We start from the raw sequence: 22,832 nt of genomic DNA, 5'->3' as shown, positions 1-22,832 counted from the left end.
GTCACGATTTTGTTATAGGGCCAATCCGTGCAAATAATTTGTGCGCAATCTTGTCCCGCTACAAAAAAATAAAAACTTTTTGGAACCAGCAGACTCCAATCTGCGTAATCCAAATCCATCAGGACTCACTGAACTAATCAGTGAGCTTCCATTCGAAATCTCAAAATTCGGAGCAATGTATGAATCGTCGTTATCTCATCGCTGTCGCACTCGTTGCTGCATCTCTCGTAGCCTCGCCGGTTGTGTTTGCATCTCCGATCGTCGGAGTTTCCTCCTTACATGCAATGTTTGGAAGGGGCAAAACGGACAAGGTCAAAGAGGTACGCCTCACTCTTAATAACGGTTCAAGTACGGACCGCCAGGTCCTGGCCGGTGACAAGGCTCTGACCATTGCTGCTGGCACCTCGGTTACGCTCGAACTTCCCGTGGGCACCCGCATTACGACCAATGACGAGGCCAAGTCACTGATCCTTGAGGTTGCCTCGCGGTACAGCGGGACCACTGTCACACTCAAATAATCATCTATGCGCGTCACGCCTTGCCTCACCGGATAGCCGGTTGCAAATAAGATCGCAGCCGGCTACCACTCGTTTATTGCGATCAGGCACTTCTTCGATTGTGTTTTGATATTCTCATCACACATGGTGGAGAACGTAGCTGTCTTTTGCGCATCGGCAAACGGTGTTGATCCTGTTTATCGTCAGTCGGCAGAGATCCTAGGACGCCTGTTGGCTCGACATGGCATTGGTGTCGTCTATGGCGGCGCCAGGGTTGGCTTGATGTGCGCGGTGGCGGAAGCCTCTCTCGCAGCTGGTGGCAGGGTCGTCGGGGTAATCCCTGATGTGTTGGTTGATCTGGAAGTGGCCCATCACGGTATTACCGAACTTCACATTACAGATACTATGCACACTCGTAAGGCGTTGATTGGCCAGCGTGCGGATGCTTTCATCGCACTTCCTGGTGGTTTCGGTACTTTCGAGGAGCTTTTCGAAGTGCTTGCATGGCATTCGCTCCGTCTGCATCAGAAGCCAATCGTTCTCGTGAACATCAACGGTTTCTATGACAAGCTGCTCGATTTCCTCGACCACTGTATCGCAGAGGGCCTGTTGAAACCGAAGAATCGAGAAGCCTTGCTGGTGGCGAACACGGTGGAAGACGCTCTACGTTTGCTAGCAATTACCGCTTAGTTTTGCAGATTGCGCACTGGCAGACGCGGCGGAGGTACTCCCAGGAATAGATTCCGCTCTCATGGCTGTCGTTCCATTTGAATTTGAGAGCGTACTTACCAACCGGCGTGACTTCAACCGGGCGTGGAGGAGCTTCATATATCACGAGCAATGTTTGCGCCTTGGGTTCCGCGACTCCGGGAGCGCGGCCTGATTTTTCGCGTTCATCGTGGCAGGTCGCGCAGGGGCAGGCGTTGCGTAGCCAGGCGAAGGTCCATGCGCTGTGGTGGCCATCCTTCCAGTCGATTTCGACGCCGGTGCCTTCTGACTTCATGACCCGGACTTTTGCTGGTGTCACAGCATCGACATGAAGACGTGCGTCTTCGGCGCTTGCGCGCTGGGCTTCTTCTTCGCTAACAAAGCGGATTCCTTCGTGGCTCATGCCGGCGTCACCTCCTTAAGCGCGTTACGGTCGTAGCGCAGTTTCAAAAAGAGGATGCTGAGCGCGAGCACCAGCGTGACTGCATTGGCTACGATGACGGGCCAGGAGTGAATTGAGAAGCCGTAGGTAAGCCACAGCGCGGTCCCGAGGGAGAAGACAAGAAACATGCCCAGGGAGATGTCACGCGCGGAGCGTAGCTTGAGCACACGCATGAGCTGCGGAAGGAACGAAAGCGTTGTGCACGCAGCCGCAAGGTAACCGATCAGATCAACCGCGCTGTGCATGAGGATGCTGCCTCCGGATTTGTGTGGGGAGAATTGCTTCTGCAGTCTTGCCGCTGTCTGCGTGGCGATGGCCGGTAAAGCGCAGGTTTCTCCAACTTCTATTGTATCGGGATTGACTAACTACATTGGATTGGGTGAGATGCTATGCGGGATCTCTGGTGTGGCGGCTATGAGGCCGCGCGTGTACTCGTGTGTGGGAGAGTCGCAGACTTCGACGCAATTGCCGATCTCGACGATACGTCCGTGGCGCATTACCGCAACGCGGTCGCAGAGGTAGCGAACTAGCGGCATCGAGTGCGAGATGAACAGGTAGGTGAGTCCGTAGGTGCGCTGCAATTCTTTGAGCAGGTTCACGACCTGCGCTCCCACGGAGACATCGAGTGCGCTGACTGGCTCGTCCAGGACGACGAACTCTGGTTTGAGCGCGAGGGCGCGGGCAATGTTGATGCGCTGGCGTTGGCCTCCGCTGAACTCGTGAGGGAAGCGATTGAGCGCTTCTGGCTCGAGATCTACCTCGTGGAGCATTGCGGCGAGGCGGCCTTCAGTGGCGGAGTGGGATTCGCCGTGAATGCGGAATGGTTCGGCGAGAATTTCGCGCACGCGCATTCTTGGGTTGAGGGCGGCGAAGGGGTCCTGGAAGACGATTTGCATTCGCCTCCGCATTGAGCGTAATTGAAGCGGTCCGGCGGCAAGCAGGTCGATTCCGTTGTATTGCAGCGACCCTGCGGAAGGCTCAATAAGCCGCAGAAGCATTCGCGCTACTGTACTTTTGCCTGAGCCGGATTCGCCGACCAGTCCCAGAGTTTCGCCGCGCGCGATGGTGAATGAGACGTCGTCCACTACGCGGGTGCCCGCGCTGTATTCCTTCGAGAGCCCTCGCGCTTCTAGTAGTACTTCGGCGGCCATAAACGGATGCTACCATCGGGAAATCAGGAGAACACTTTCAAGATGCAACAGACAGACGGAGTGCTCGCAGGGAAAACCGCGCTCGTCACAGGGGCCAGCGCGGGCATCGGATGGGCCACAGCGGTTGCTCTCGCGCAGCGCGGCGCGAACCTTGTGGTGACGGCTCGGCGCGAGGAACGGCTTCGCAGACTTTGTGCTGAGGCGGAGTCGCTTGGGGTGAAGGTCGCTTTTCACGCTGGCGATGCTGCTGACGAGGTTACCGCGCAGCAGGCTGTTGAGCTTGCGATCGGTACGTTTGGTCGTCTTGATATTCTTATCAACAACGCTGGCGCGGGGAATTACAAGGGCCTCGTCGATACTTCTGCGGAGGAGTATGACGCGCTGATGAATGCCAATATGCGCAGCGGGTTTCTCTTCTCGCGCTATGCGGCGCCGCACATGATTGCCGCGAAGTGCGGGACGATTTTGTTTGTGTCATCAGTAGCTGGGCTTCAGGGCGTTGCAGGCGAGTCTGTCTATTGCGCGACCAAGTTCGCTCAGGCGGGCTTTTCGCAGGCTCTTGATGCTGAGTTGCGCAAACATGGCATCAAGGTGGGGACGATCTTTCCCGGCGGCGTGAAATCCGAGTTCGCGCTTGGACATGGGCGCACGGAAGAGTTCATTCGCAACTCGCAAATGATGGAGCCTGCTGAGGTGGCTGAAGCGATTGTTTATGCCTGTACGTTGCCGCCTAACGTTCGCATTCCGCAGATGACCGTGCGACACATGGGCTAGCTGATTTTTGGTCGCATCAGATTGAACGCGGTTTCGTGCTGATAGGCGCGCGCGAATGCGGCCAGCCGTGCGTCAGAGTACAGAGTACCGAGAAACGTAATCGAGACGGGCGTTCCCGGGCCTCCGACATTTTCAGGATCTCCATCGCCGGTGTGCAACGGCTGAGGCGCGCCGTCGCCGCGCACGCCATTCGGCACAATCACCGCCGGATGTCCCGTTAGATTGGTTGCGCTTAGCTGAGCGCCGTCCGATGGCGTTACGATCACGTCGACCTGATCAAACACAGAAGCCATCGCTCTCATCGCCAGCGTTCGCGCGCGCTGTGCCTGAATGTAATCGACTGCGGGGTAGAACCGTGCGATACGGAATGTGTTCGGCCACTCGTGTGGGCCCTGCTCGGTGAGCAGGGCGTCGCGGCCTGTGAGTGTGAGTTCGTCGAATGCAGCGGCTGCCTCAGCTTCGAGGACCGGGGTGATGTCGCCGAAGTGGCAGCCATGCGGCATCTCTACCGGAACCAGCTTCACCCCCATGTTCCGGAGAGTATCGAGTGTGCTCAGAGCGTATTTGGCGTCGTAGGTGCGGCTTTCAAAATCTCGTTTTGCCTCGGGAGTGGTTCCGTCAGGTTGACGAGGAGGCTCGAACTCGTCTTTCAGATAGCCAACGCGAAGGGATCTCCAGTTGAACTCGGCGTCCCAGTTGAAGGCGGCGTCGCGCACGCTCAGGTCTTGTTCGTCGGGACCGTAGATGGCGTTCATGACGAGCGCGCAGTCTTCCACGGACCGGGCGATGGGGCCGATCTTATCCATGGTCCAGCTCAGCGCCATGGCTCCGGTGCGCGGCACGAAGCCAAACGTTGGCCTTAGTCCGGTCGCTCCGCACCGCGTGCAGGGCGAGGAGATCGAGCCAAGCGTTTCAGTCCCGATGGCGAAGCCGACGCAGCCTGCTCCTACTGTCGAGGCCGACCCCGCCGATGAACCGCTGGAAGGCTGCCGAGGGTTCCAGGGAGTGCGCGTCATCCCGCCAAACCAGATTGGCCCGCTGGCGAGTGCGCCCATACTGAGTTTCGCAACCAATACCGCGCCTGCCGCGTCCAGACGCCTGACTACAGTTGCGTCGTAATCAAAGCTCTGTTTTTCGAAGCCGCCCGCACCCCAGGTTGTGGGATATCCCTTTACCGCGAGCAGGTCCTTCGCTCCCCAGGGAATGCCATGCAGCGGGCCGCGATAGTTGCCTGCGGCGATTTCGGCATCGGCGGCGACGGCCTGCGCCAGGGCGCGGTCTTCGGTGAAGGTGATGACGAAGTGTAGTTGCGGATCGTACTTTTTGAGGCGGGCCAGATACATCTTCGTCAGCGCAACGCTGGTGACTTTGCGCGTTCTGATCAACTCTGCCAGCTCGCGTACGGAGGCGAACGCAAGATCGTCCGAACCTACACTGGCCTCGGCTAGTCGTGTGACATCTGGCGCGGCGCTGATCTGCATCGGCTTGCGCTCTGTTTCCAGCTTCATGCCGCCGGGTACCGGATCGAAGACAAATGCGGGAGCCACGCTATTCGGCATCTTGAGTGTGCGGATGACCTCGATCGAATCCCGCATTCGCGACAAGCTATCCAGCATCATGGCCTTCTGCTTTGCGGTAATCTTCAGCCCAGCGATTGCGGCTGCGGTATCGATCATCTCAGGCGTAATCTTTTCGAGCGCGCTGCCGCTTACACCCGCGCCTTGCGTGTTCTCCGCATCGACTGTCATGCCAAGCAATACACCCGGCAGCAAAGTGCTACCCACACCAGCAGCGGCGCATGCGGCGAGAAAGCGCCGCCGGTTGAATTCATTCATGTTTTGAGAAGGGTGCAGTTCACGCATGCCGCATTATTGCAGAAGAAAAGCCCCGCAAAAGCGGGGCTCTCGTTTGATATGAATGCGATACCAGTTAGATGTCGAGGTTCTTTACATCGAGGGCGTTTTCTTCGATGAATTTGCGGCGGCTCTCGACGTCTTCACCCATCAAAGTGGTGAATATCTCTTCGCAGGCGGCGATGTCTTCGAGCTTGACCTGGAGGAGCGTGCGGCGGTCCGGGTCCATCGTGGTTTCCCAGAGCTGCGGAGCGGTCATTTCACCGAGGCCCTTATAACGTTGGACCTGGTACTCTTTGCGGCCCTGCTCGATAACGTAGTCGAAGACCTCGCGGACAGTCTTCTTCTCGACCGGATCGTGCGAGCTCTTATTGGTGCGCTTGCCGGGCTTGGCTTCGGCGACGGTGCCTGGGGCACTGGCAGTTGGAGCGACGCCCTCTTCCGATGCGGCTTCTTCGGCTTCTTCTTCGGCTTCGACGGCGGCCTCAGCTTTGCTTTTTGAGGCGTACTCGATGAAGAACGGTCCGGTGAGCTGGCCGTTGAGGAGCGCGTGTTTGGAGAGCATCTGACGGCTTTCCGGTGAGGAAGCGAGCGCCCAGTCGATTACTCGGACCGCGCCCTGCGCGTCGGTGAAGCTGACGGAGTACATCTGCCGCTCTTCGTTCATCTCGACTTCGCCGACGGACTTGAACTGGTACGTCTTCTGCATGGCCACGAGCTTCTCGCGCATGGTCTTGAGCTTTGCGGGCGATTCGAAGTCGGCACGGTGCACCGGGTCTTTGCCCTGATGGCTGAAGAGGTCGGCGAATGCCTCGGTGACTTCTTCGTTGCGAAGGCGCTTCTGGACCTTCTCGAAGAAGCCGAGGAAGTCGTTGAGCTGGCCCATGAATTTGGTGAGGTCGCGACCTTCGAGCCTTGCGCCGCCTTCGCCGTAGCGAATGACCATGCCTTCAGAGGCACGCTTGACCATGACGTTGACGTACTCGCGGTCGTCCTTGATGTACTGCTCAAACTTGCCCTTCTTGATGCGATAGAGCGGCGGCTGCGCGATGAAGACATTGCCGCGCTTGATCAGCTCCGTCATGTGGCGGAAGAAGAAGGTGAGCAGGAGCGTGCGGATGTGCGAGCCGTCCACGTCTGCATCGGTCATCAGGATGATCTTGCCGTAGCGGAGTTTGGTGGCGTCGAAGTCGTCCTTGCCGATGCCGCAGCCGAGGGCAGTGATCATGGCGCGGATTTCCTCGTGGCCCAGCATCTTGTCGTAGCGGGCTTTTTCGACATTGAGGATCTTGCCCTTGAGTGGCAGGATAGCTTGGAACTTACGGTCGCGACCCTGCTTGGCAGTGCCGCCTGCGCTTTCGCCCTCGACCAGATAGAGTTCGCAGCGGTCCGGCTCGCGCTCAGAGCAATCGGCGAGTTTGCCCGGCAGTCCGCCGCCGTCGAGCGCGCCTTTGCGGCGGGTGAGGTCGCGGGCCTTGCGGGCTGCTTCGCGGGCGCGGGCGGCGTCGATTGCCTTGTTGATGATCTTCTTGGCAACAGCGGGTGTCTGTTCGAGGAAAGCGCCCAGCCGCTCGTTCACAAATGCCTGCACCGTGCCGGCGATGTCGGAGTTCAACTTGCCCTTGGTCTGGCCTTCAAACTGCGGCTGGCTGAGCTTCACGCTGATGACAACAACCAGGCCCTCGCGCACGTCGTCGCCCGAGAGGTTTTCCTTCACATCTTTGAACAGACCCAGAGCCTGCCCTGCGGCATTAATGGTGCGGGTCAGAGCGGTTTTGAAGCCCGACAGGTGCGTGCCTCCGTCAACGGTGTTGATGTTGTTGGCGAAGGTGAAGACCGTCTCCGAGTAGCTGTCGTTGTACTGGAGCCCGATCTCCATGACGACGTTGTCGCGCTCGGCTTCCATGTAGATGGGCTTGTCGTGTAGCACGGCCTTGCCCTTGTTGAGGTGCTTGATGAACTCGGCAATGCCGCCGACATACTTGAACTCCTGGTGCTTGCTCTCGCCGGTTTTGGAGTCGGTCGTGCGCTCGTCGGTCAGGTGGATTTCAAGACCCTTGTTCAGAAAGGCCAGCTCGCGCAGCCGCTGCGCCAGCGTGTCGTAGTTGAACTCGGTGACGGAAAAGATGGTCTTATCGGGAAGAAAGTGGATCTTGGTCCCGAGGCGCTTGGTTGGGCCCATCTTGCGCAGCTTGCTGGTCGGAATACCCTTGGAGTAGTCCTGCTCCCAGGCGAAGCCGTCGCGCCAGATCTCGACATCGAACTCTTCGCTGAGCGCGTTGACGCAGCTTACGCCCACGCCATGCAGGCCGCCGGAGACTTTGTAGTTTGAGGAGTCGAACTTGCCGCCGGCGTGGAGCATCGTGAGCACGACCTGTACGGCTGGCATCTTCTCGCCGTTGATGACTTTATCGTCAACCGGAATGCCGCGACCGTCATCGGTGACGGTGATGGAGTTGTCGACGTGGATAGTGACGTCGATGCGTGTCGCGTGCCCGCCTAGTGCCTCGTCCACCGAGTTGTCGACAACTTCATAGACCAGGTGGTGCAGACCCATTTCTCCGGTCGAGCCGATGTACATCGCAGGGCGTAGCCGCACAGCCTCAAGGCCTTCAAGAACGGTAATGTTCTCGGCCGAGTAGCCGCCAGACTGCTCCTTCTTTGAAGCCTGCGTGGCGGTTTTAGCGCTGTCTTCCAGATCCAGAAGGGCTGTTTCGGTGGGGATTGCCGTCGATGCCATGTATCTCCAGTGGTAGTTATGTTCGCCGGGGGCCGTCTGGGCCGGGGCCAGACCGAATCTCAATTTGCTTGATTGCGCGAAACCCGCTTCATTCCAGCGTTTTAGAGGTGTCTCGGTATCGCGTCCGGTAGCTTAAGTGTATCACGTTTAGAGGTGAATTTCAGGTCGTCAGAATCGACCTGCACCCCGCGTGGTTCAAGACTTTTGCACGCAATCGGAGTCTGGGTTAGACCCACCAGAGTCTGGAATATTTTCTTGTATTAGCGCGCAGCGAGCCATCTTGAGAAAGCTGACCGGCAAAATCGCGAAGGTAATCTACTTGGTAATCAATGATTTGGGCGATAAATATGCCATGAGTAATTCAAGGTAACCTGAAAGTGTTATATGCAAAAAATTGCACATTGTTATCATTGTTTCGTTGGTAGGAGGCGTAACTCGATGAGATTCAATCGCTTACTCGTAGCTTCTGTCCTGGGATTGGCGTTCGTGGCCAGCTCCTCTGCATATGCGTGTGACCACGGAGGAAGCTCTTCGAGCGACTCCGGCGGCTGGTCATTCACCGGTTGGTGCCACAACCACTTCGGTCACGACCATGATGGCGGCTGCAATCATCACGACGGTAATGGTGACGGTGGTCAGCACGACTGCAACCCAACCAAGGGCTACAACGGCACGCCATGCTCGACCGGCGGCAGCACATCTGGTTCTGGTACCACCGGCTCCGGCTCGGGCAGCGGAACGGCTGGCAGTGGCAAGGGTATCAGCGGTTAATTCTGTTCCAGAACGGTTATCTCCAGAATCTTCGACATCAGAAGGGGAGCATTATGAAATTGAACAAGCTAGCAATCGCATCGGTACTCAGCATTGCATTTATGGCGACGTCTTCCGCGATCGCTTGTGACAACGCTCACAAGAGCGACGGCAACAGCGGGAATCACTGGTCTTTCCTCGGCTTGGGCTGGTATCACAACAGCCAGGACGGACGCGGCGGCTTCAGTGATGACAACAATGGAAAGGAATGTGATCACGGTCACGGCAACGACAGCAGTGGCTGTGAGGTCAATAGCGGTGGGTCCACGTCCGGCGGAGGTTCCACTTCCGGTGGAGGCTCAACCACGGGCTCTGGTTCCGGCAGCGGAACGGCCGGTAGCGGCAAAGGCATCAGCGGCTAAACCCATACACCCAGTGTCACAACCTAAAGACGCCGTGGCCTGAATCTCCCCGCAGGCTATGGCGTCTTTGTCTTCGATGCCGACCTCGTATATACTCAAGAGGTTGTCCCCAAAGCAGTAACTTTCAGGATCACAATGCCAAAGTTGAAGACACACTCAGGCGCAGCCAAGCGCTTCAAGAAGACCGGCACGGGTAAGTTCAAGCGCGGTCAGTCGAAGATGCGCCATATCCTCACCTCGAAGGCCACGAAGACCAAGCGCAAGCTTGGAGGCATCGTGCTGGTCAGCGAGGCGGATTCGGCAAAGGTCGCCCGCATGATTCCTTACGCCTGATCGGCGCTCGGAATTGAGGTTTTCAGGTCGAGCCGTTCACACAAGAACAAAGGGCCGGTCAAAGCGTAGAGGCCCCTGGAGCATCGCAGAGTTCGCGGACTCCACCGAGACTTGAAGTTGCATAGCGAGTGAAGAGGCCACCTTGCCTCCAGCCGCTTAAACGAAGTACGCAAAAGGAGCAAGGCACATGCCTCGTGTAAAACGTGGTACAAAACGCAACGATCGCCGCAAAAAGATTCTGAAGCGCGCGAGTGGTTACTTCCTCACGAAATCAAAGCTTTATCAGGCGGCTCAGGAGGCGGTTGAGCGCTCGCTCATGTTCGCCTATACGGGCCGCAAGCAGAAGAAACGGCAGTTCCGCTCGCTGTGGATCGTCCGTATTGGCGCGGCGGCAAAGCAGAACGGCCTGAGCTACTCGACCTTCATCGACGGCCTCAAGAAGGCTGGCAACCAGCTCGATCGCAAGGTGCTGGCTGACATCGCCGCCAACGATGCAGCGGGTTTTGCTGCGCTTGCTGAGCAGGCTAAGGCTGCTCTCAAGGATGCGGCAGCCAAGCGGGCCAAAGCCGCCTAAGCAATCCATTTTTTCAAACGATGGCACGGCCCCGGCCGTGCCTCTTCTTTCTAATGAATCTTCCCGGAGGCAGCGCAAGAGGCTTAACACCGATTGGCACCGATCACACCGATTGGAGCGAGTTAGATCTCTCTTCTCCTGTTCGGCTTTCGTCTTGAGATCGGTGAAATCTGTGTAAATCGGTGTTAAGCCTTTCTGTACGCCTCACCGCGATGCGCTCGCCAATCGTCTATGCTTGAATCCATGCCAGCAGCGCCGCCAGCAACGGAACAACTGAATCTGCGGGTTTCGGAAGGACAGACGCCGAGTGCGCCGTTCGAGTCGTGGGGGCGCTATCCCACGTATGGCGCGACTGTGATTCCGCTGCACTGGCAGAATGACTTTTCGGCCATTGCACCAAGCCTCCTCAATGGTGCTCTTCCTGTTGGCATGGGACGGAGCTACGGCGATGCCTGTCTGCTGAAAGATGGCAACCTGCTTGTCACGACCGGCATGAACCGGCTGATAACCTTCGACCCTGAGACCGGGCTGCTTACTGCTGAGGCTGGCATTACGCTGGCCCAGATTCTTGACTTTGCTGTGCCGCGCGGGTTCTTCCTTCCAGTTAGTCCTGGAACGAAGTACGTCACGCTGGGCGGGGCCATAGCGAACGATATTCACGGCAAGAACCATCACATGGCCGGAACGTTTGGCTGCCATGTGACGCAGTTCGAGCTGGTCCGCTCGGACGGGACGCGGAAGCTGTGCTCGCCGATGGAGAATCCTGACTGGTACGCGGCGACCATCGGCGGACTCGGCTTGACGGGCTTCATCTCGTGGGCGACGCTGCGGCTGAAGCCGATTGTCTCGCGGCTGATTGATTATGAGGGGATTCAGTTTCACGGTATCGACGAGTTTCTGGCACTGACCGACGAGAGCAAGGACGTCGAGTACACGGTGAGCTGGGTGGATGTCACCTCGACTGGCAAGAACTTTGCGCGTGGAATCTTTATGCAGGGAGACCACTCGGCCAAGCGCGATACGCTCTTGCCGTCGCCGAAGCCGAAGCTGGTCTTTCCGTTCGACGCGCCGGGCTTTGCGTTAAACCGGTTGAGTGTCAGCCTCTTTAACGCAGCATTCTTCCATAAGCAGTTCTCGAAGCATTCGGTCGCGGTGCAGGACTACGAGCCGTTCTTCTATCCGCTGGACAAGGTGCTGCACTGGAACCGCATGTACGGCAAGCGCGGGCTGCTCCAATTTCAGTACGTGATTCCGTGGGAGCACGCGAAGGAAGGGACGGTCGCCATTCTGCACGAGGTGGCGAAGTCTGGCCTTGCGAGTTTTCTAGCGGTGCTCAAGGCATTTGGCGATGTTCCTTCACCCGGCATGATGAGTTTTCCGAAGCCGGGCATCACGTTGGCGCTCGACTTTCCCATCAAGCAGGACCGGACGTTTCCGCTGGTGCATCGGCTGGCGGACATGGTGTACGAGTTTGGCGGGAGGCTGTATCCGGCGAAGGATGCGGCGATGACCGCGATGCAGTACCAGGCGTTTTATCCGCAGTGGCAGCAGTTTGCGCGCTACCGCGATCCTCTGCTCACTTCCAGCTTCTGGGAGCGAGTTACCGGAGAGACATCAGGAATATGACAGACAGGCAGAATTCGACGACACCGCGGAAGATTCTTGTGCTCGGGGCGACCTCGGGGATTGCCGAGGCTACGTGCAGGATATGGGCTGCGCAGGGGGCGAGCTTCTTCCTGGTGGCGAGGAATGCGGAGAAGCTCGCCGCTGTGGCCGCTGACCTGAAGACACGCGGCGCGAGCTTCGTCGACACAGCGATTGCCGATCTGGACGATACGGACAAGCATCCTGCGCTGCTGGCCCACGCGATCAATTCGTTGACCGGGATGGATGTTGCGTATCTGGCGCATGGGATTCTGGGCGACCAGACTCATGCGGAGCAGGACTTCAATACGGCGGCGCAGATCATCCACACGAACTTCATGGCTCCTGTGTCGCTGGTGACGTGGCTGGCGAACTTCTGTGTACAGCGGCGGTCGGGGACGATTGCGGTGCTGTCTTCGGTGGCTGGGGACCGGGGGCGGAAGTCGAACTACGTGTACGGGTCGTCGAAGGCGGGGCTGTCGGCGTTTCTCGATGGGCTGCGGAACCGGGTGGACCGTGAGGGCGTGAAGGTGGTGACGATCAAGCCGGGACCGGTGCGGACGGCGATGACCGCTGGAATGCCGAAGAGTGAGAAGTTCGCGGATGTGGACGCGGTGGCAGAGGCGATCGTCAAGGCCGTGGCGAAGGGGAAGGACACGGTGTACGTGCCGTTCCAGTGGCGGGGGATCATGTTTGTGGTGCGGCACATCCCGGAGCGGGTGTTCAAGAAGCTCAATCTTTAGGGGTACCCCCTCCCCGTACTTAAGTGCTAAAGTCTTCGAAATACAGGCTTTATTTTGAGGGTACCTGGCTAAAGTCCTGATTCTATTTGGGGTGTGGATCTTTAGTTTCTTCAAAGTCTTCATTTCAAATGATTAAGATCGAAGTTTGGGAAGGCCAAAAGCGAAATACAGGGGTCTCTCCACTCCGCTTCGCTTCGGTCGAGATGACGTGGTTTGTGGCGAGTACTGCCCACTCGCGGTCGAGATGACGTGGTTTTATGTGGGTGCTCACTTCGACGCACAGAGTGCGGTATGGCGAAAACCCATAATTTGCCCCCTATTTCTATTTTAGTTTTCTGAGACTGGAATCCCGCCACGGGTAACCGATTTAGATTGAATTGGTTATGGGGTTTGGGGGCTTGACACGCGGATTTCGCGGGAGATTCTTTTGAAAATTTTGTAAATGTATGCAGGGGAATGAGTTATTTGGGGTGAACTTTGACCACCTCTTCACGGGGTATCCACTACGATCTGGGATAAACTAGTACTTGCGCGTTCTTCCCCTACAAACCATTCCCTTAAGCGCACAGACAGGACATCTACGCCGTGAGTAACTCGACCGCCGTTGCCGTTAAGCCTATCTTCAATATCGCCATTATTGCCCACGTCGACCATGGCAAGACCACGCTGGTGGATGCGATGCTGCGTCAGAGCGGGACGTTCCGCACGAACGAGGCGGTTGCCGATCGTGTGATGGACTCGAACGATCTGGAGCGCGAGCGCGGCATTACGATTCTGGCCAAGAACACGGCCATTCACTACCTCGATTCGAAGATCAATATTGTCGATACGCCGGGCCACGCGGACTTTGGCGGCGAGGTGGAGCGCGCGCTGAAGATGGTCGATGGTGTTGTGTTGCTGGTGGACGCGTCGGAAGGGCCGCTGCCGCAGACGCGCTATGTGCTCTCGAAGGCGTTGGAGGCGAAGCTGACGCCGATTCTGGTCATCAACAAGATTGACCGTCCGGACGCGCGGCCGCAGGAGGTGGTGAACGAGGTCTATGACCTGTTCATCGATCTTGATGCCGATGAGAGCGTGCTCGACTTCCCCATCATCTACACGAACGGTAAGCAGGGCACGGCGACGATGGACCTGGCGCAGCCGGGCACGGACCTGAAGCCGCTGTTTGACCTGATCGTAAACACGATTCCTCCGGCGAAGGGCGATCCTGAGGGCTCGCTTCAGATTCTTGTCACGAATCTTGATTACTCCGACTACCTCGGCCGGTTGGCCATTGCGCGTGTCTTCAACGGCACGCTCAAGACGGGGCAGGAGGTTGCCGTCTCGAAGACGGATGGGAAGCTGGAGACGGTCAAGATTACGAAGCTGTTTACGTTTGACGGCTTGAAGCGGATTGATACGCCGGAGACGCAGCTGGGCGATATCGTCGCCATTGCGGGCGTTTCGGGCATCACGATTGGCGAGTCGTTTACGAATATCGAAAACCCGTCGCCACTGCCGCTGATCAAGATTGATGAGCCGACGATTGCGATTCAGTTCTCGGTGAACAACGGGCCGTTTGCGGGGCGCGAGGGGCAGTATGTGACGAGCCGTAATCTGAAGGAGCGGCTGGATAAAGAGCTGCTGACGAACGTTTCGATTCGCGTGGAAGATACTGGTTCGCCCGATACGTTCAAGGTGCTGGGTCGTGGTGAGCTTCAGCTTTCGGTGCTGATTGAGATGATGCGGCGCGAGGGCTTTGAGCTGATGGTGTCGCGGCCCGAGATTGTGACGCGGCGGATTGACGACCAGTTGATGGAGCCGAATGAGTACCTGACAGTCGATATTCCGGAGACCTTTGTAGGCACGGTGATTGAGCGGCTGGGGCCGCGCAAGGGCGAGATGGTGAAGATGACCAATCATGGCTCGGGGCGCGTGCGGATGGAGTTCAAGATTCCTTCGCGCGGGCTGATTGGGCTGCGGTCGGAGATGCTGACGGAGACGCGCGGCACGATCATCATGAACTCGATTGCGGATGGGTATGTGCCGTATCAGGGTGAGATTCCGCAGCGGCCTACGGGCGCCCTGATTGCTGATCGCGCGGGCACGACCACGATTTACGCGCTGAATGGGCTGCAGGACCGCGGCGTGCTGTTTGTGCCGGATGGGATTGATGTCTACGAGGGCATGATTATCGGCGAGCACTCGCGCGATAACGACCTGGACGTGAACTGCGTGCGTGAGAAGAAGCTGACCAATATGCGCGCGAGCTCGGCTGATGAGGCTCTGCGGCTGGTTCCGTATAAGCAGTTGACGCTCGAGCAGTCGATTGAGTTCATTGCCGATGATGAGCTGGTCGAGGTGACGCCGAAGTCGCTGCGGTTGCGGAAGAAGGTGTTGCAGGCGAATCGCCGGCCTCGGAAGGGGCAGCCGGAGTAACGGCTCGCCGCGGATATCTCAGTGACGAAGACTGAGATATCCGCAGCCTCGGATTTGAAGACGGAGCTACACTCTCAACGGCGCTGGTCTATCCTGCGAATGAGTCCTGAACAGAAGTTCGCTGGGTTGCCTGGCATCTGGGAGGACACGTATGGTTCGGGAACGAGCGTTGAAGATAGTCCTGGCGCTGGTGGGACTACTTTTCGTGGCTTTGTCTTACCCGATGGCGACGATGATGCGACAGGATCCTGCGCTGGCTATGATGTTGAGTCTCTATGTCACGCTAGGGGTTTTTCTGTTGCTGGCAATCCGGAACCCATCGGCGCATCGCAGCCTGATTGCGTTCACGGCGTGGTCCAGTTTGGCGCACGCGGTGGTGATGGGCACTCAGGCGTTGCGCAACATGATTGAGCGTGGAGAACTGATCGGGGTGGGCGTTCTCGTGATTATCGGCATTGCCCTCATCTCACTTACACCACGGCCTGTCGCTCGTTTCAGTGTTAATCAGCTGGGTTGATTCTTCGAGACTCTGAGCCCTGGTTCTCGACTTATGTTCCGGGCTGGGTGTAGGGGGCTTGTGCGATGAGTTTGCGCTCGTTGCCGCGTGGGTCGTCTTCGATGTGTGGAGTGGTATCCCAGAGCATGGTGGAGCGATGGTCCAGGTTGTAGCGCGGCCAGTGTGGGATGGCGCGGTTGTTGGGGTCGCCGGTGCGGGCGAAGGTGATGAAGGTTTCGCTGACTTTGGCGGCAAGGCGTTGCGCTTCTGGCGTGTTACCGGTCATGGATGCGGCGATTTCGACGTTGTCAAAGGCGAAGGGAATGTCGATGGTGTGGGGCGCGCCCCACTTGCCGCCGTCGGCGGGTGATTTCCAGGTGAAGTTATACGTCCATGTTGGGCCGTGCTGCGCGGCGCGGCGGTCGCTTTCGATGACCATGCCGTGCCAGCTTCTGAACCCTGTCGTAACTGCGAAAAATACGTCGCTGGCGGAGTAGGCGGGATACCAGCGACGGTAGTCGGCGATGATGTCTGCGGTTTTGTAGGCGCCGAGGAATTGGCGATAGTGTTCGAGCCGCGTGGGGAGCTCGTCCCAGGTGAGGTTGAAGAGACGTGGGTCGGATGCGCCGATGAGCAGGCGCGTCTCGTCGTGCGTGTTGCCGAGGATCATCGGGACGCTGGCGGAGAGCGCGGGCGCGTCGGGTGAGAATGGGTCGCGGTTGAGGACCTGGCCGTCGAGTACGGGGCCGAAATAGCCGCCGGAGTGGATGGCGTCGACGAGGCGGTCCATCGGGACTTTGCGTGGGTCGCGGATGTCGTTGAGTGTGGCGCGGGTGAGGCCGAGTTGCGCGAGGACGGCTTCGGCGGATGCGGCGGCGTGGGCGGGAGTGCGGGCGGTGAGCTGCTGGCCGCTCATGGTGATGACGCGGTGGAAGAGTCCACGCGCGGCGGGCATGGCCATGAGGGTGGCGCATTTGGCTCCGCCGCCGGATTGGCCGAAGATCATGATGCGGGAGGGGTCGCCGCCGAAGCGGGCGATGTTGTCGCGGACCCACTGGAGCATGAGGACGAGGTCGAGCTGGCCGATGTTGCCGCTTTGGGCAAGGTCTGGTGAGCCGAGTTGGGCCAGGTAGAGGTAGCCGAAGAGATTGAGACGGTGGTTCATGGTGACGACGACTACATCGCCGCGGCGGACGAGGCGCGTGCCGTCGTAGATGGGGCCGTTGCTGCTGCTGGAGGAGTAGGCGCCACCGTGGATGTAGACCATGACGGGACGCTTGCGGTCGTCGAGGGCGGAGGTCCAGATGTTGAGGTGGAGGCAGTCTTCGCTGTTGACGGGGCTGTCTTCGTCGAGATAGCTGAAGGTGGAGCGGCCGATGCGGTGGTGGATGGGCTGTGGTGATTGCGGGCCGAAGGTCACGGTGTCGCGGACGCCGGTCCAGGGAGTGGGCTTTTCGGCGGGCTGGAAGCGGCGGTGGGCGGTGTCGGCGCCGTAGGGGATGCCTTTGAAGACGTAGACACCGTCTTGCACTGTGCCGCGGACTTTGCCGGAGGTGGTGGTGGCGACGGGGCTGGCTTGCGCCCAGGTGCGTTTGGGCGCGATGGTCGCGGCTGCGGCGGCGATGGCGGCGTTGCGCACGAGGGTGCGGCGGGTGAGGAGAGCTTCGTCCACGTGTCCTCCGGTTGAGCGGGAACTTTTTCTTTTTTGAAATGACGTGTGGAGGAGCGGGGAAGACGCAAACGAGGGCTGCGGTGTGCAGCCCTCGTGCCGTGATGCGGAATTGTGTGGTGGATTACTTGTGAGATTTTGCAGTGGCGAAGCGCTTGTTGACCTCGTCCCAGTTGACGGTGTTCCACCAGGCGGCGAGGTAGTCGGGGCGCTTGTTCTGGTACTTGAGGTAGTAGGCGTGCTCCCAAACGTCGTTGCCGAGGATGGGGTAGTGGCCCTGCGAGATGGGGTTGTCCTGGTTGGGCGTGGTGACGATCTTCAGCTTGCCGCCGGTGAAGATGAGCCAGCCCCAGCCGGAGCCGAACTGTTTGGCCGTGGTCTCGTTGAAGAGCTTTTTCATGTCTTCGAAGGAGCCGAAGTCGGCCTTGATCTGCTGGGCGATGTCGCCGGAGGGCTCGCCGCCGCCCTTGGGCTTCATGATCTGCCAGAACATGGAGTGGTTGACGTGGCCGCCGCCGTTGTTGCGGACGGTGGCGCGAACGTCTTCAGGGACGGTGTCGAGGGATTTCAGCAGCTCTTCGGCTGATTTTTTGCTCAGATCCGGATGTTTCTCGACGGCGCCGTTCAGGTTGTTGACGTAGGCCTGATGGTGCTTGTCGTGGTGGAGCTTCATGGTTGCTTCGTCGATGTGAGGTTCAAGGGCAGCGTAGTCGTAGGGCAAAGGGGGAAGTTCGTATGCCACGGTTGTTCTCCTCGTGTTCGCTTGTTTGAAGGCTGCCGGGCGGCAGCGCTTGTGAATGTCTTCAGTTGGGTTCGATGCGCGCGGGGCCGGACACGATGCACGGACGCGAGCGGCAACCTCTGAATCATAACGCAACGTTGGGGATGTATTGTGTAATTTGCCGCAGGTTGTGGTGACGGCTTCGACCGTGTGAACATCTAACGGAGTAACCATGAGCGATCAGAACCCTTCCTACCACTGGCTTGATGATGATGGCCCTGCCTTTGGCTCTCCTGGACTGGAACCTCGTTGGACGTCGAGCAGCAAGGATGCGGTTGTGACCGCGTATGCTGCATCGAGCCGCGTCTGGTTCACGCTTTCGCACGGCATCCTGAACGAAATCTATTACCCGACGATCGACCGTCCGCAGACGCGCGATATGGAGCTGCTGTTCTCTGACGGCGAGACGTTTTTTCACGAAGAGAAGCGCGACCTTGAGTATGACTTCGAGTACATGGATCCTGCGGCTCCGGCAGTGCGCGTGAGGGCGACGGATACGCGCGGGCTGTATACGGTGACCAAGGAGTTCGTCGCGGACCCACATCACCCGGTGGTATTGATGCATGTGAAGCTTGAGGGCGAAGATGCGGTGCTTTCGCGGCTGAAGTGCTATGCGCTGCTGGCACCGCACCTGAATGTGGGCGGGTGGGGAAACTCGGCGCGGTCGGTGGACATGGCTGGGAAACGGTGCCTGCTGGCGTGGAAGGATGGGGTGTCGCTGGCGATGGGGGCGGATTGCGGGTTTACTGCCTCGTCGTGCGGATATGTGGGCGCGAGCGATGGCTACCAGGACGTGGCGCAGCATTTGAAGATGGATTGGCACTTCGGGCAGGCGCTGAATGGCAATATCGCCGTGATGGGCGAGATCGACATCGCGCAGCACCCGGAGTTTACGATTGCGATTGCGTTTGGCGAAGGACCCCATGCGGCGGTGGCGCAGATGAAGCAGAGCCTGGCGTCGGACTTTGGCGAGCACCGCGACCGGTTTATTGCACAGTGGCAGCGGGCGGCCCCGGTGGACAGGCTGGCGGCTGCTTCGACAGACAAAGGCAGGCTGGCGCGGATCAGCCACAAGCTGCTGCTGACGCATGAGGACAAGACATTTTCGGGCGCGTTTATCGCATCGGCTTCGATACCGTGGGGTGCGTCGAAGAGCGATGTGGATCTGGGCGGATATCACCTGGTGTGGACGCGCGATATGGTGCAGACGGCGACAGCGCTACTGGAGTGCGGATGCACGGACGAAGCGCTGCATCCGGGGCGCGCGAGCACGGCGCTGAGAGCGCTGGTGTATTTGGCTTGTACGCAGCGGCCGGATGGAAGCTTCGCGCAGAACTTCTGGATCGATGGCACACCATACTGGTCGGGGATTCAGCTGGATGAGGTCGCGTTTCCGATCATGCTGGCGTGGCGGCTGTGGAAGATGGATGGGCTGGGCAAGTTCGACATCGTTCCGTTTGTCGAAAGGGCCGCGTCGTTTCTGGTGCGGTATGCGCCGATTACGCAGCAGGAGCGGTGGGAGGAGGCCGCGGGATATTCGCCTTCGACGCTGGCGGCGGTGATCTCGGGGCTGATCTGCGCGGCGGACATTATGCGGGCGCGGGGTTCGGAGGAGCAGGCGGAGTTTCTGGAGTCATACGCCGATTGGATTGAAGCGCATCTGGATGAGTGGACGACGACCGACGAGGGCGTGCTGCATCCGCAGATTAAGCGGCACTACATGCGGATTCGTCCGCCGGCTCCGGGCGAGCCGTTTCATAACAACGATATTCCTGTGGGGTCGGTGCAGATTAATAATCGCGAGCCGGGGGAGAAGTCGGTGTTTGAGGCGCGGGAGATTATCGATGCCGGATTTCTGGAGCTGGTGCGGTATGGAATCAGGCGCGCAGACGATCCACTGATTGTGGACTCGCTGAAGGTGGTGGATTACTGCCTGAAGAGCGAAAGCCCGTATGGGCCATGCTGGCGACGTTATAACCACGATGGCTATGGGGAGAGGAAAGATGGCGGCCCGTATGAGGGTTGGGGACAGGGGCGTTCGTGGCCTCTGCTGGCGGGTGAGCGGGCGCATTATGAACTGGCCGCGGGTCGCGATGTGAAACCGCTGATTACGGCGCTCGAGCAGTTCAGCTCGCGTGGCGGCATGTTGCCGGAACAGGTGTGGGACACGGCGGACATGCCGCAGTGCGGGATGTTCCGGGGACGGCCGGCGGGGTCGGCGCAGCCGCTGGTGTGGGCGCACTCGGAGTATCTGAAGCTGCTGTGCTCGGTGACGAATCGCGCGGTGATGGACAGGATATCCGTGGTGGAGCGTCGCTACGCGGTGCCCAAAGACAAACGCACGTTTGCCAACCACACAGAGATATTTCAACTGACGCGGCCGGTTACGTCGATTCCGGCGGGCCACACGCTGCGTATCGTTGATGCGGGCAGGTTCCGGGTCGTTTATTCTATGGATGGCTGGGCCACGACGCTCAGCACCGACTCGCATACGGTCGGAAACCCTGGCTTCGTCGCCAACATCCCCATCGCTGCCGGACAGACAGGTTCGCTGGTGTTTACGCTTTGCTGGGTTGACCAGAATGGCGAACGCTGGCTGGGCAGAAATATTGACGTTTCCATTGTTCCTGGAATCACCTACAGAACTGCTTCCTCCTAAGGCTGAGGATGCGCCTGTGCGCGCGCCGACTGTACACTGGAAGGGAACAGGCCAAATTAATCGAATCAGTGCCGGGAAGCGGCCTACGTTGACCCTGCACGTTGAAGAAGGAAGAGAATGAGCGACCAGCTATCTGACAAGCAGCACGCCCTCGATCAGCTTTCCATTAATGCCCTCCGTTTTCTCGCCGTGGACGCGGTACAGAAGGCCAACTCCGGCCACCCTGGCGCGCCGCTCGGCTGCGCTCCTATCGCGTACCTGCTCTACCACAAGCTGATGCGGTATGATCCCGCGGATCCGAAGTGGATTAACCGCGACCGGTTTGTGCTGTCGAATGGCCACGCCTCGGCGCTGCTGTATGGCGCGTTGCACCTTGCGGGCTATGGCTTGCCGATATCGCAGCTTGAGCAGTTCCGCCAGTATGGCTCGCATACGCCGGGACACCCGGAGTACGGTGAGGCTCCTGGTGTTGAGGTGACGACCGGGCCGCTGGGACAGGGCTTCGGCATGGCTGTGGGCATCGCGACGGCAGAGAAGCATATGGCTGCGGTTTATAACCGCGATGGTCACAATATCGTCAACCACTTCACGTATGTGCTTTGCGGCGATGGCGACCTGATGGAAGGCATCTCGCATGAGACGGCTTCGCTGGCTGGGACGCTGGGACTGGGCAAACTGGTTGTGCTGTATGACGACAACCTGATCTCGCTGGATGGTCCGACGGAGCTGAGCTACACCGAGGACGTGACGCTGCGCTTTGAGGCGTACAACTGGCACGTGCAGATGGTCCACGATGGCAACGACCTGGTGGCGATTGAGGCGGCGATTCGCGCGGCGCAGGCTGAGACGACGCGGCCTTCGCTGATTCGCGTGCGCACGGTGATTGGCTACGGCAGCCCGAAGGCCGGCACGAGCAAAGTGCATGGCGAGGCTTTGGGAGTGGACGCGGTGAAGGCCACGAAGAAGAACCTTGGCTGGCCCGAGGACAAGACCTTCTACGTGCCGGAAGAGGCGGCGGCAAACTGGGGCAAGGCCAAGGCTCGTGGCAAGAAGGAGCATGAAGCGTGGAACGCGGACTTTGCCGAGTACAAAAAGGCTTATCCGGAGCCTGCGGCGGAGTTTGAGCGCGTGATCGCGGCGAAGCTTGCGGATGGTTGGGAGAAGAAGATTCCTGTCTTCCCGACCGACAAGGCTGTGGCTACGCGCAACGCCGGCCAGGTGGTGATGAACGCGGTTGCGGGCGTTGTGCCGGAGTTGTTTGGCGGCGCGGCTGACCTGACGGCTTCGACGAAGACGATCTTCAAGGATTCGCCGAGCTTCCATGTCGATCCCAAGGGACGCAATGTGTTCTTTGGCGTGCGCGAGTTTGGCATGTGCGCGATGGTCAATGGCATGGCTGCACATGGCGGGCTGATTCCGTTCGGTTCGACGTTCTTTGTGTTTTCGGACTATGCGCGCTCGGCGATCCGCATGGCTGCACTGATGAATGTGCACTCGCTGTTTGTGTTTACGCACGACTCGATTGGTCTGGGCGAGGATGGTCCGACGCACCAGCCGATTGAGCAGCTGATGAGCCTGCGGCTGATTCCGCACCTGACGGACTTCCGTCCGGCAGACGCGAACGAGACGGCGGCGTGCTGGCAGTTGGCGCTGGAGCGTAAGAGCGCGAGCTTTATGGCGTTGTCGCGGCAGGACCTGCCGGTGCTGGATGCGGCGAAGTACAAGGTCGCCGAGGGCGTGCGGAAGGGCGCATATGCGCTGGATGCGAGCGGCAAGGACATTATCCTGATCGCTACGGGTTCGGAGGTGTCGCTGGTGCTGAAGGCTGCTGAGGAACTGAAGGCTGCGGGCATCAACGCTTCGGTGGTTTCGATGCCGAGCTTCCGGGTCTTCGAGGAGCAGGATCAGGCTTATCGGGATCAGCTTCTGCCGGAGAGTACGCCGAAGCTGGCGGTTGAAGCGGGCGCGACGCTGGGCTGGTACAAGTACATCGGCCACAATGGCGCGGTGGTTGGCCTGGACCGCTTTGGCGCTTCTGCGCCGGGACCGATTGCGATGGAGAAGCTCGGCATCAGCGTTGCTCACGTGGTTGAAGTAGCGAAGAAGCTGGTCAAGAAGTAAACAGTTGATGGAGTGAGGGCGGAGCAGTGCGCTTCGCCCTCATGTTTTCTCCGATAC

20 protein-coding genes are annotated in these 22,832 nt (G+C 59.0%); 13 read left to right on the top strand and 7 right to left on the bottom strand.

Annotated features, from left to right (window positions below; translation table 11 throughout):
- Nucleotides 1–179: 179 nt before the first annotated feature.
- The gene (locus IEX36_RS09020; protein WP_188759011.1) at nucleotides 180–518 is read left to right on the top strand and encodes a hypothetical protein; all 339 of its coding nucleotides are present in this window, start codon (nucleotides 180–182) and stop codon (nucleotides 516–518) included.
- A gap of 123 nt (nucleotides 519–641) precedes the next feature.
- Nucleotides 642–1,187, top strand: a complete 546-nt coding sequence (locus IEX36_RS09015) for an LOG family protein (protein WP_188759010.1) — start codon at nucleotides 642–644, stop codon at nucleotides 1,185–1,187.
- On the opposite strand, the gene IEX36_RS09010 is transcribed toward IEX36_RS09015, so the two are convergent.
- The 3 genes from IEX36_RS09010 to IEX36_RS09000 form a co-directional block, all read right to left on the bottom strand.
- The gene (locus IEX36_RS09010; protein ID WP_188759009.1) at nucleotides 1,177–1,608 is read right to left on the bottom strand and encodes a DUF971 domain-containing protein; all 432 of its coding nucleotides are present in this window, start codon (nucleotides 1,606–1,608) and stop codon (nucleotides 1,177–1,179) included. The two genes, IEX36_RS09015 and IEX36_RS09010, sit on opposite strands and share 11 nt — an antisense overlap.
- Entirely contained in the window at nucleotides 1,605–1,892 is a 288-nt protein-coding gene (locus IEX36_RS09005; RefSeq protein WP_188759008.1) for a SemiSWEET transporter, read from the bottom strand. Before IEX36_RS09005 ends, IEX36_RS09010 begins: the two co-directional genes overlap by 4 nt.
- A 120-nt stretch (nucleotides 1,893–2,012) precedes the next feature.
- Nucleotides 2,013–2,798: an ATP-binding cassette domain-containing protein gene (locus IEX36_RS09000; RefSeq protein ID WP_188759007.1), complete on the bottom strand. Its 786-nt coding sequence runs from the start codon at nucleotides 2,796–2,798 to the stop codon at nucleotides 2,013–2,015.
- Nucleotides 2,799–2,840: 42 nt separating this feature from the next.
- Here IEX36_RS09000 and IEX36_RS08995 point away from each other — a divergent pair, with 42 nt between their 5' ends.
- Entirely contained in the window at nucleotides 2,841–3,572 is a 732-nt protein-coding gene (locus IEX36_RS08995) for an SDR family oxidoreductase (RefSeq protein WP_188759006.1), read from the top strand.
- Here the strand turns inward: IEX36_RS08995 and IEX36_RS08990 are convergent.
- Both IEX36_RS08990 and gyrB read right to left on the bottom strand, forming a co-directional pair.
- Nucleotides 3,569–5,434: an amidase gene (locus tag IEX36_RS08990; RefSeq protein WP_229668824.1), complete on the bottom strand. Its 1,866-nt coding sequence runs from the start codon at nucleotides 5,432–5,434 to the stop codon at nucleotides 3,569–3,571. The genes IEX36_RS08995 and IEX36_RS08990 overlap by 4 nt on opposite strands.
- 67 nt (nucleotides 5,435–5,501) lie before the next feature.
- Nucleotides 5,502–8,165, bottom strand: a complete 2,664-nt coding sequence (gyrB, locus tag IEX36_RS08985) for a DNA topoisomerase (ATP-hydrolyzing) subunit B (protein ID WP_188759005.1) — start codon at nucleotides 8,163–8,165, stop codon at nucleotides 5,502–5,504.
- A 438-nt stretch (nucleotides 8,166–8,603) separates the two neighbouring features.
- On the opposite strand from gyrB, the gene IEX36_RS08980 reads away from it, so the two are divergent.
- From IEX36_RS08980 to IEX36_RS08945, 8 genes are all read left to right on the top strand, one after another.
- On the top strand, nucleotides 8,604–8,936 hold the full coding sequence (locus IEX36_RS08980) for a hypothetical protein (protein ID WP_188759004.1): 333 nt from the start codon (nucleotides 8,604–8,606) through the stop codon (nucleotides 8,934–8,936).
- A 53-nt stretch (nucleotides 8,937–8,989) separates the two neighbouring features.
- Nucleotides 8,990–9,337, top strand: coding sequence for a hypothetical protein (locus IEX36_RS08975; RefSeq protein ID WP_188759003.1), 348 nt, complete (start codon nucleotides 8,990–8,992; stop codon nucleotides 9,335–9,337).
- A gap of 135 nt (nucleotides 9,338–9,472) precedes the next feature.
- The gene (gene rpmI / locus IEX36_RS08970; protein WP_188759002.1) at nucleotides 9,473–9,670 is read left to right on the top strand and encodes a 50S ribosomal protein L35; all 198 of its coding nucleotides are present in this window, start codon (nucleotides 9,473–9,475) and stop codon (nucleotides 9,668–9,670) included.
- A 187-nt stretch (nucleotides 9,671–9,857) separates the two neighbouring features.
- Nucleotides 9,858–10,244: a 50S ribosomal protein L20 gene (gene rplT / locus IEX36_RS08965; RefSeq protein WP_188759001.1), complete on the top strand. Its 387-nt coding sequence runs from the start codon at nucleotides 9,858–9,860 to the stop codon at nucleotides 10,242–10,244.
- 243 nt (nucleotides 10,245–10,487) lie between these two features.
- Entirely contained in the window at nucleotides 10,488–11,870 is a 1,383-nt protein-coding gene (locus IEX36_RS08960; protein WP_188759000.1) for an FAD-binding oxidoreductase, read from the top strand.
- On the top strand, nucleotides 11,867–12,631 hold the full coding sequence (locus tag IEX36_RS08955; RefSeq protein ID WP_188758999.1) for an SDR family oxidoreductase: 765 nt from the start codon (nucleotides 11,867–11,869) through the stop codon (nucleotides 12,629–12,631). Before IEX36_RS08960 ends, IEX36_RS08955 begins: the two co-directional genes overlap by 4 nt.
- Nucleotides 12,632–13,216: 585 nt before the next feature.
- The gene (typA, locus tag IEX36_RS08950; protein WP_188758998.1) at nucleotides 13,217–15,049 is read left to right on the top strand and encodes a translational GTPase TypA; all 1,833 of its coding nucleotides are present in this window, start codon (nucleotides 13,217–13,219) and stop codon (nucleotides 15,047–15,049) included.
- Nucleotides 15,050–15,200: 151 nt separating this feature from the next.
- The gene (locus IEX36_RS08945) at nucleotides 15,201–15,566 is read left to right on the top strand and encodes a DUF6632 domain-containing protein (RefSeq protein ID WP_229668823.1); all 366 of its coding nucleotides are present in this window, start codon (nucleotides 15,201–15,203) and stop codon (nucleotides 15,564–15,566) included.
- 31 nt (nucleotides 15,567–15,597) lie between these two features.
- Here IEX36_RS08945 and IEX36_RS08940 read toward each other — a convergent pair whose 3' ends face one another.
- Both IEX36_RS08940 and IEX36_RS08935 read right to left on the bottom strand, forming a co-directional pair.
- On the bottom strand, nucleotides 15,598–17,217 hold the full coding sequence (locus tag IEX36_RS08940) for a carboxylesterase/lipase family protein (RefSeq protein ID WP_188758996.1): 1,620 nt from the start codon (nucleotides 17,215–17,217) through the stop codon (nucleotides 15,598–15,600).
- Nucleotides 17,218–17,338: 121 nt separating this feature from the next.
- The gene (locus IEX36_RS08935) at nucleotides 17,339–17,956 is read right to left on the bottom strand and encodes a superoxide dismutase (protein WP_188758995.1); all 618 of its coding nucleotides are present in this window, start codon (nucleotides 17,954–17,956) and stop codon (nucleotides 17,339–17,341) included.
- Between the two features lie 211 nt (nucleotides 17,957–18,167).
- Between IEX36_RS08935 and IEX36_RS08930 the strand changes: the two genes are divergently transcribed.
- Nucleotides 18,168–20,654: a glycoside hydrolase family 15 protein gene (locus IEX36_RS08930; RefSeq protein ID WP_188758994.1), complete on the top strand. Its 2,487-nt coding sequence runs from the start codon at nucleotides 18,168–18,170 to the stop codon at nucleotides 20,652–20,654.
- A 117-nt stretch (nucleotides 20,655–20,771) separates the two neighbouring features.
- Complete coding sequence (tkt, locus tag IEX36_RS08925) at nucleotides 20,772–22,775, top strand: transketolase (RefSeq protein ID WP_188758993.1); 2,004 nt, start codon at nucleotides 20,772–20,774, stop codon at nucleotides 22,773–22,775.
- The last annotated feature ends 57 nt before the right edge of the window (nucleotides 22,776–22,832 follow it).

Origin of the sequence: Edaphobacter acidisoli (assembly GCF_014642855.1) — a bacterium.
Classification (GTDB): Bacteria; Acidobacteriota; Terriglobia; order Terriglobales; family Acidobacteriaceae; genus Edaphobacter; species Edaphobacter acidisoli.
Note: the sequence above shows the minus strand (reverse complement) of the source record. Positions and strands in the feature narration are given on the sequence as shown.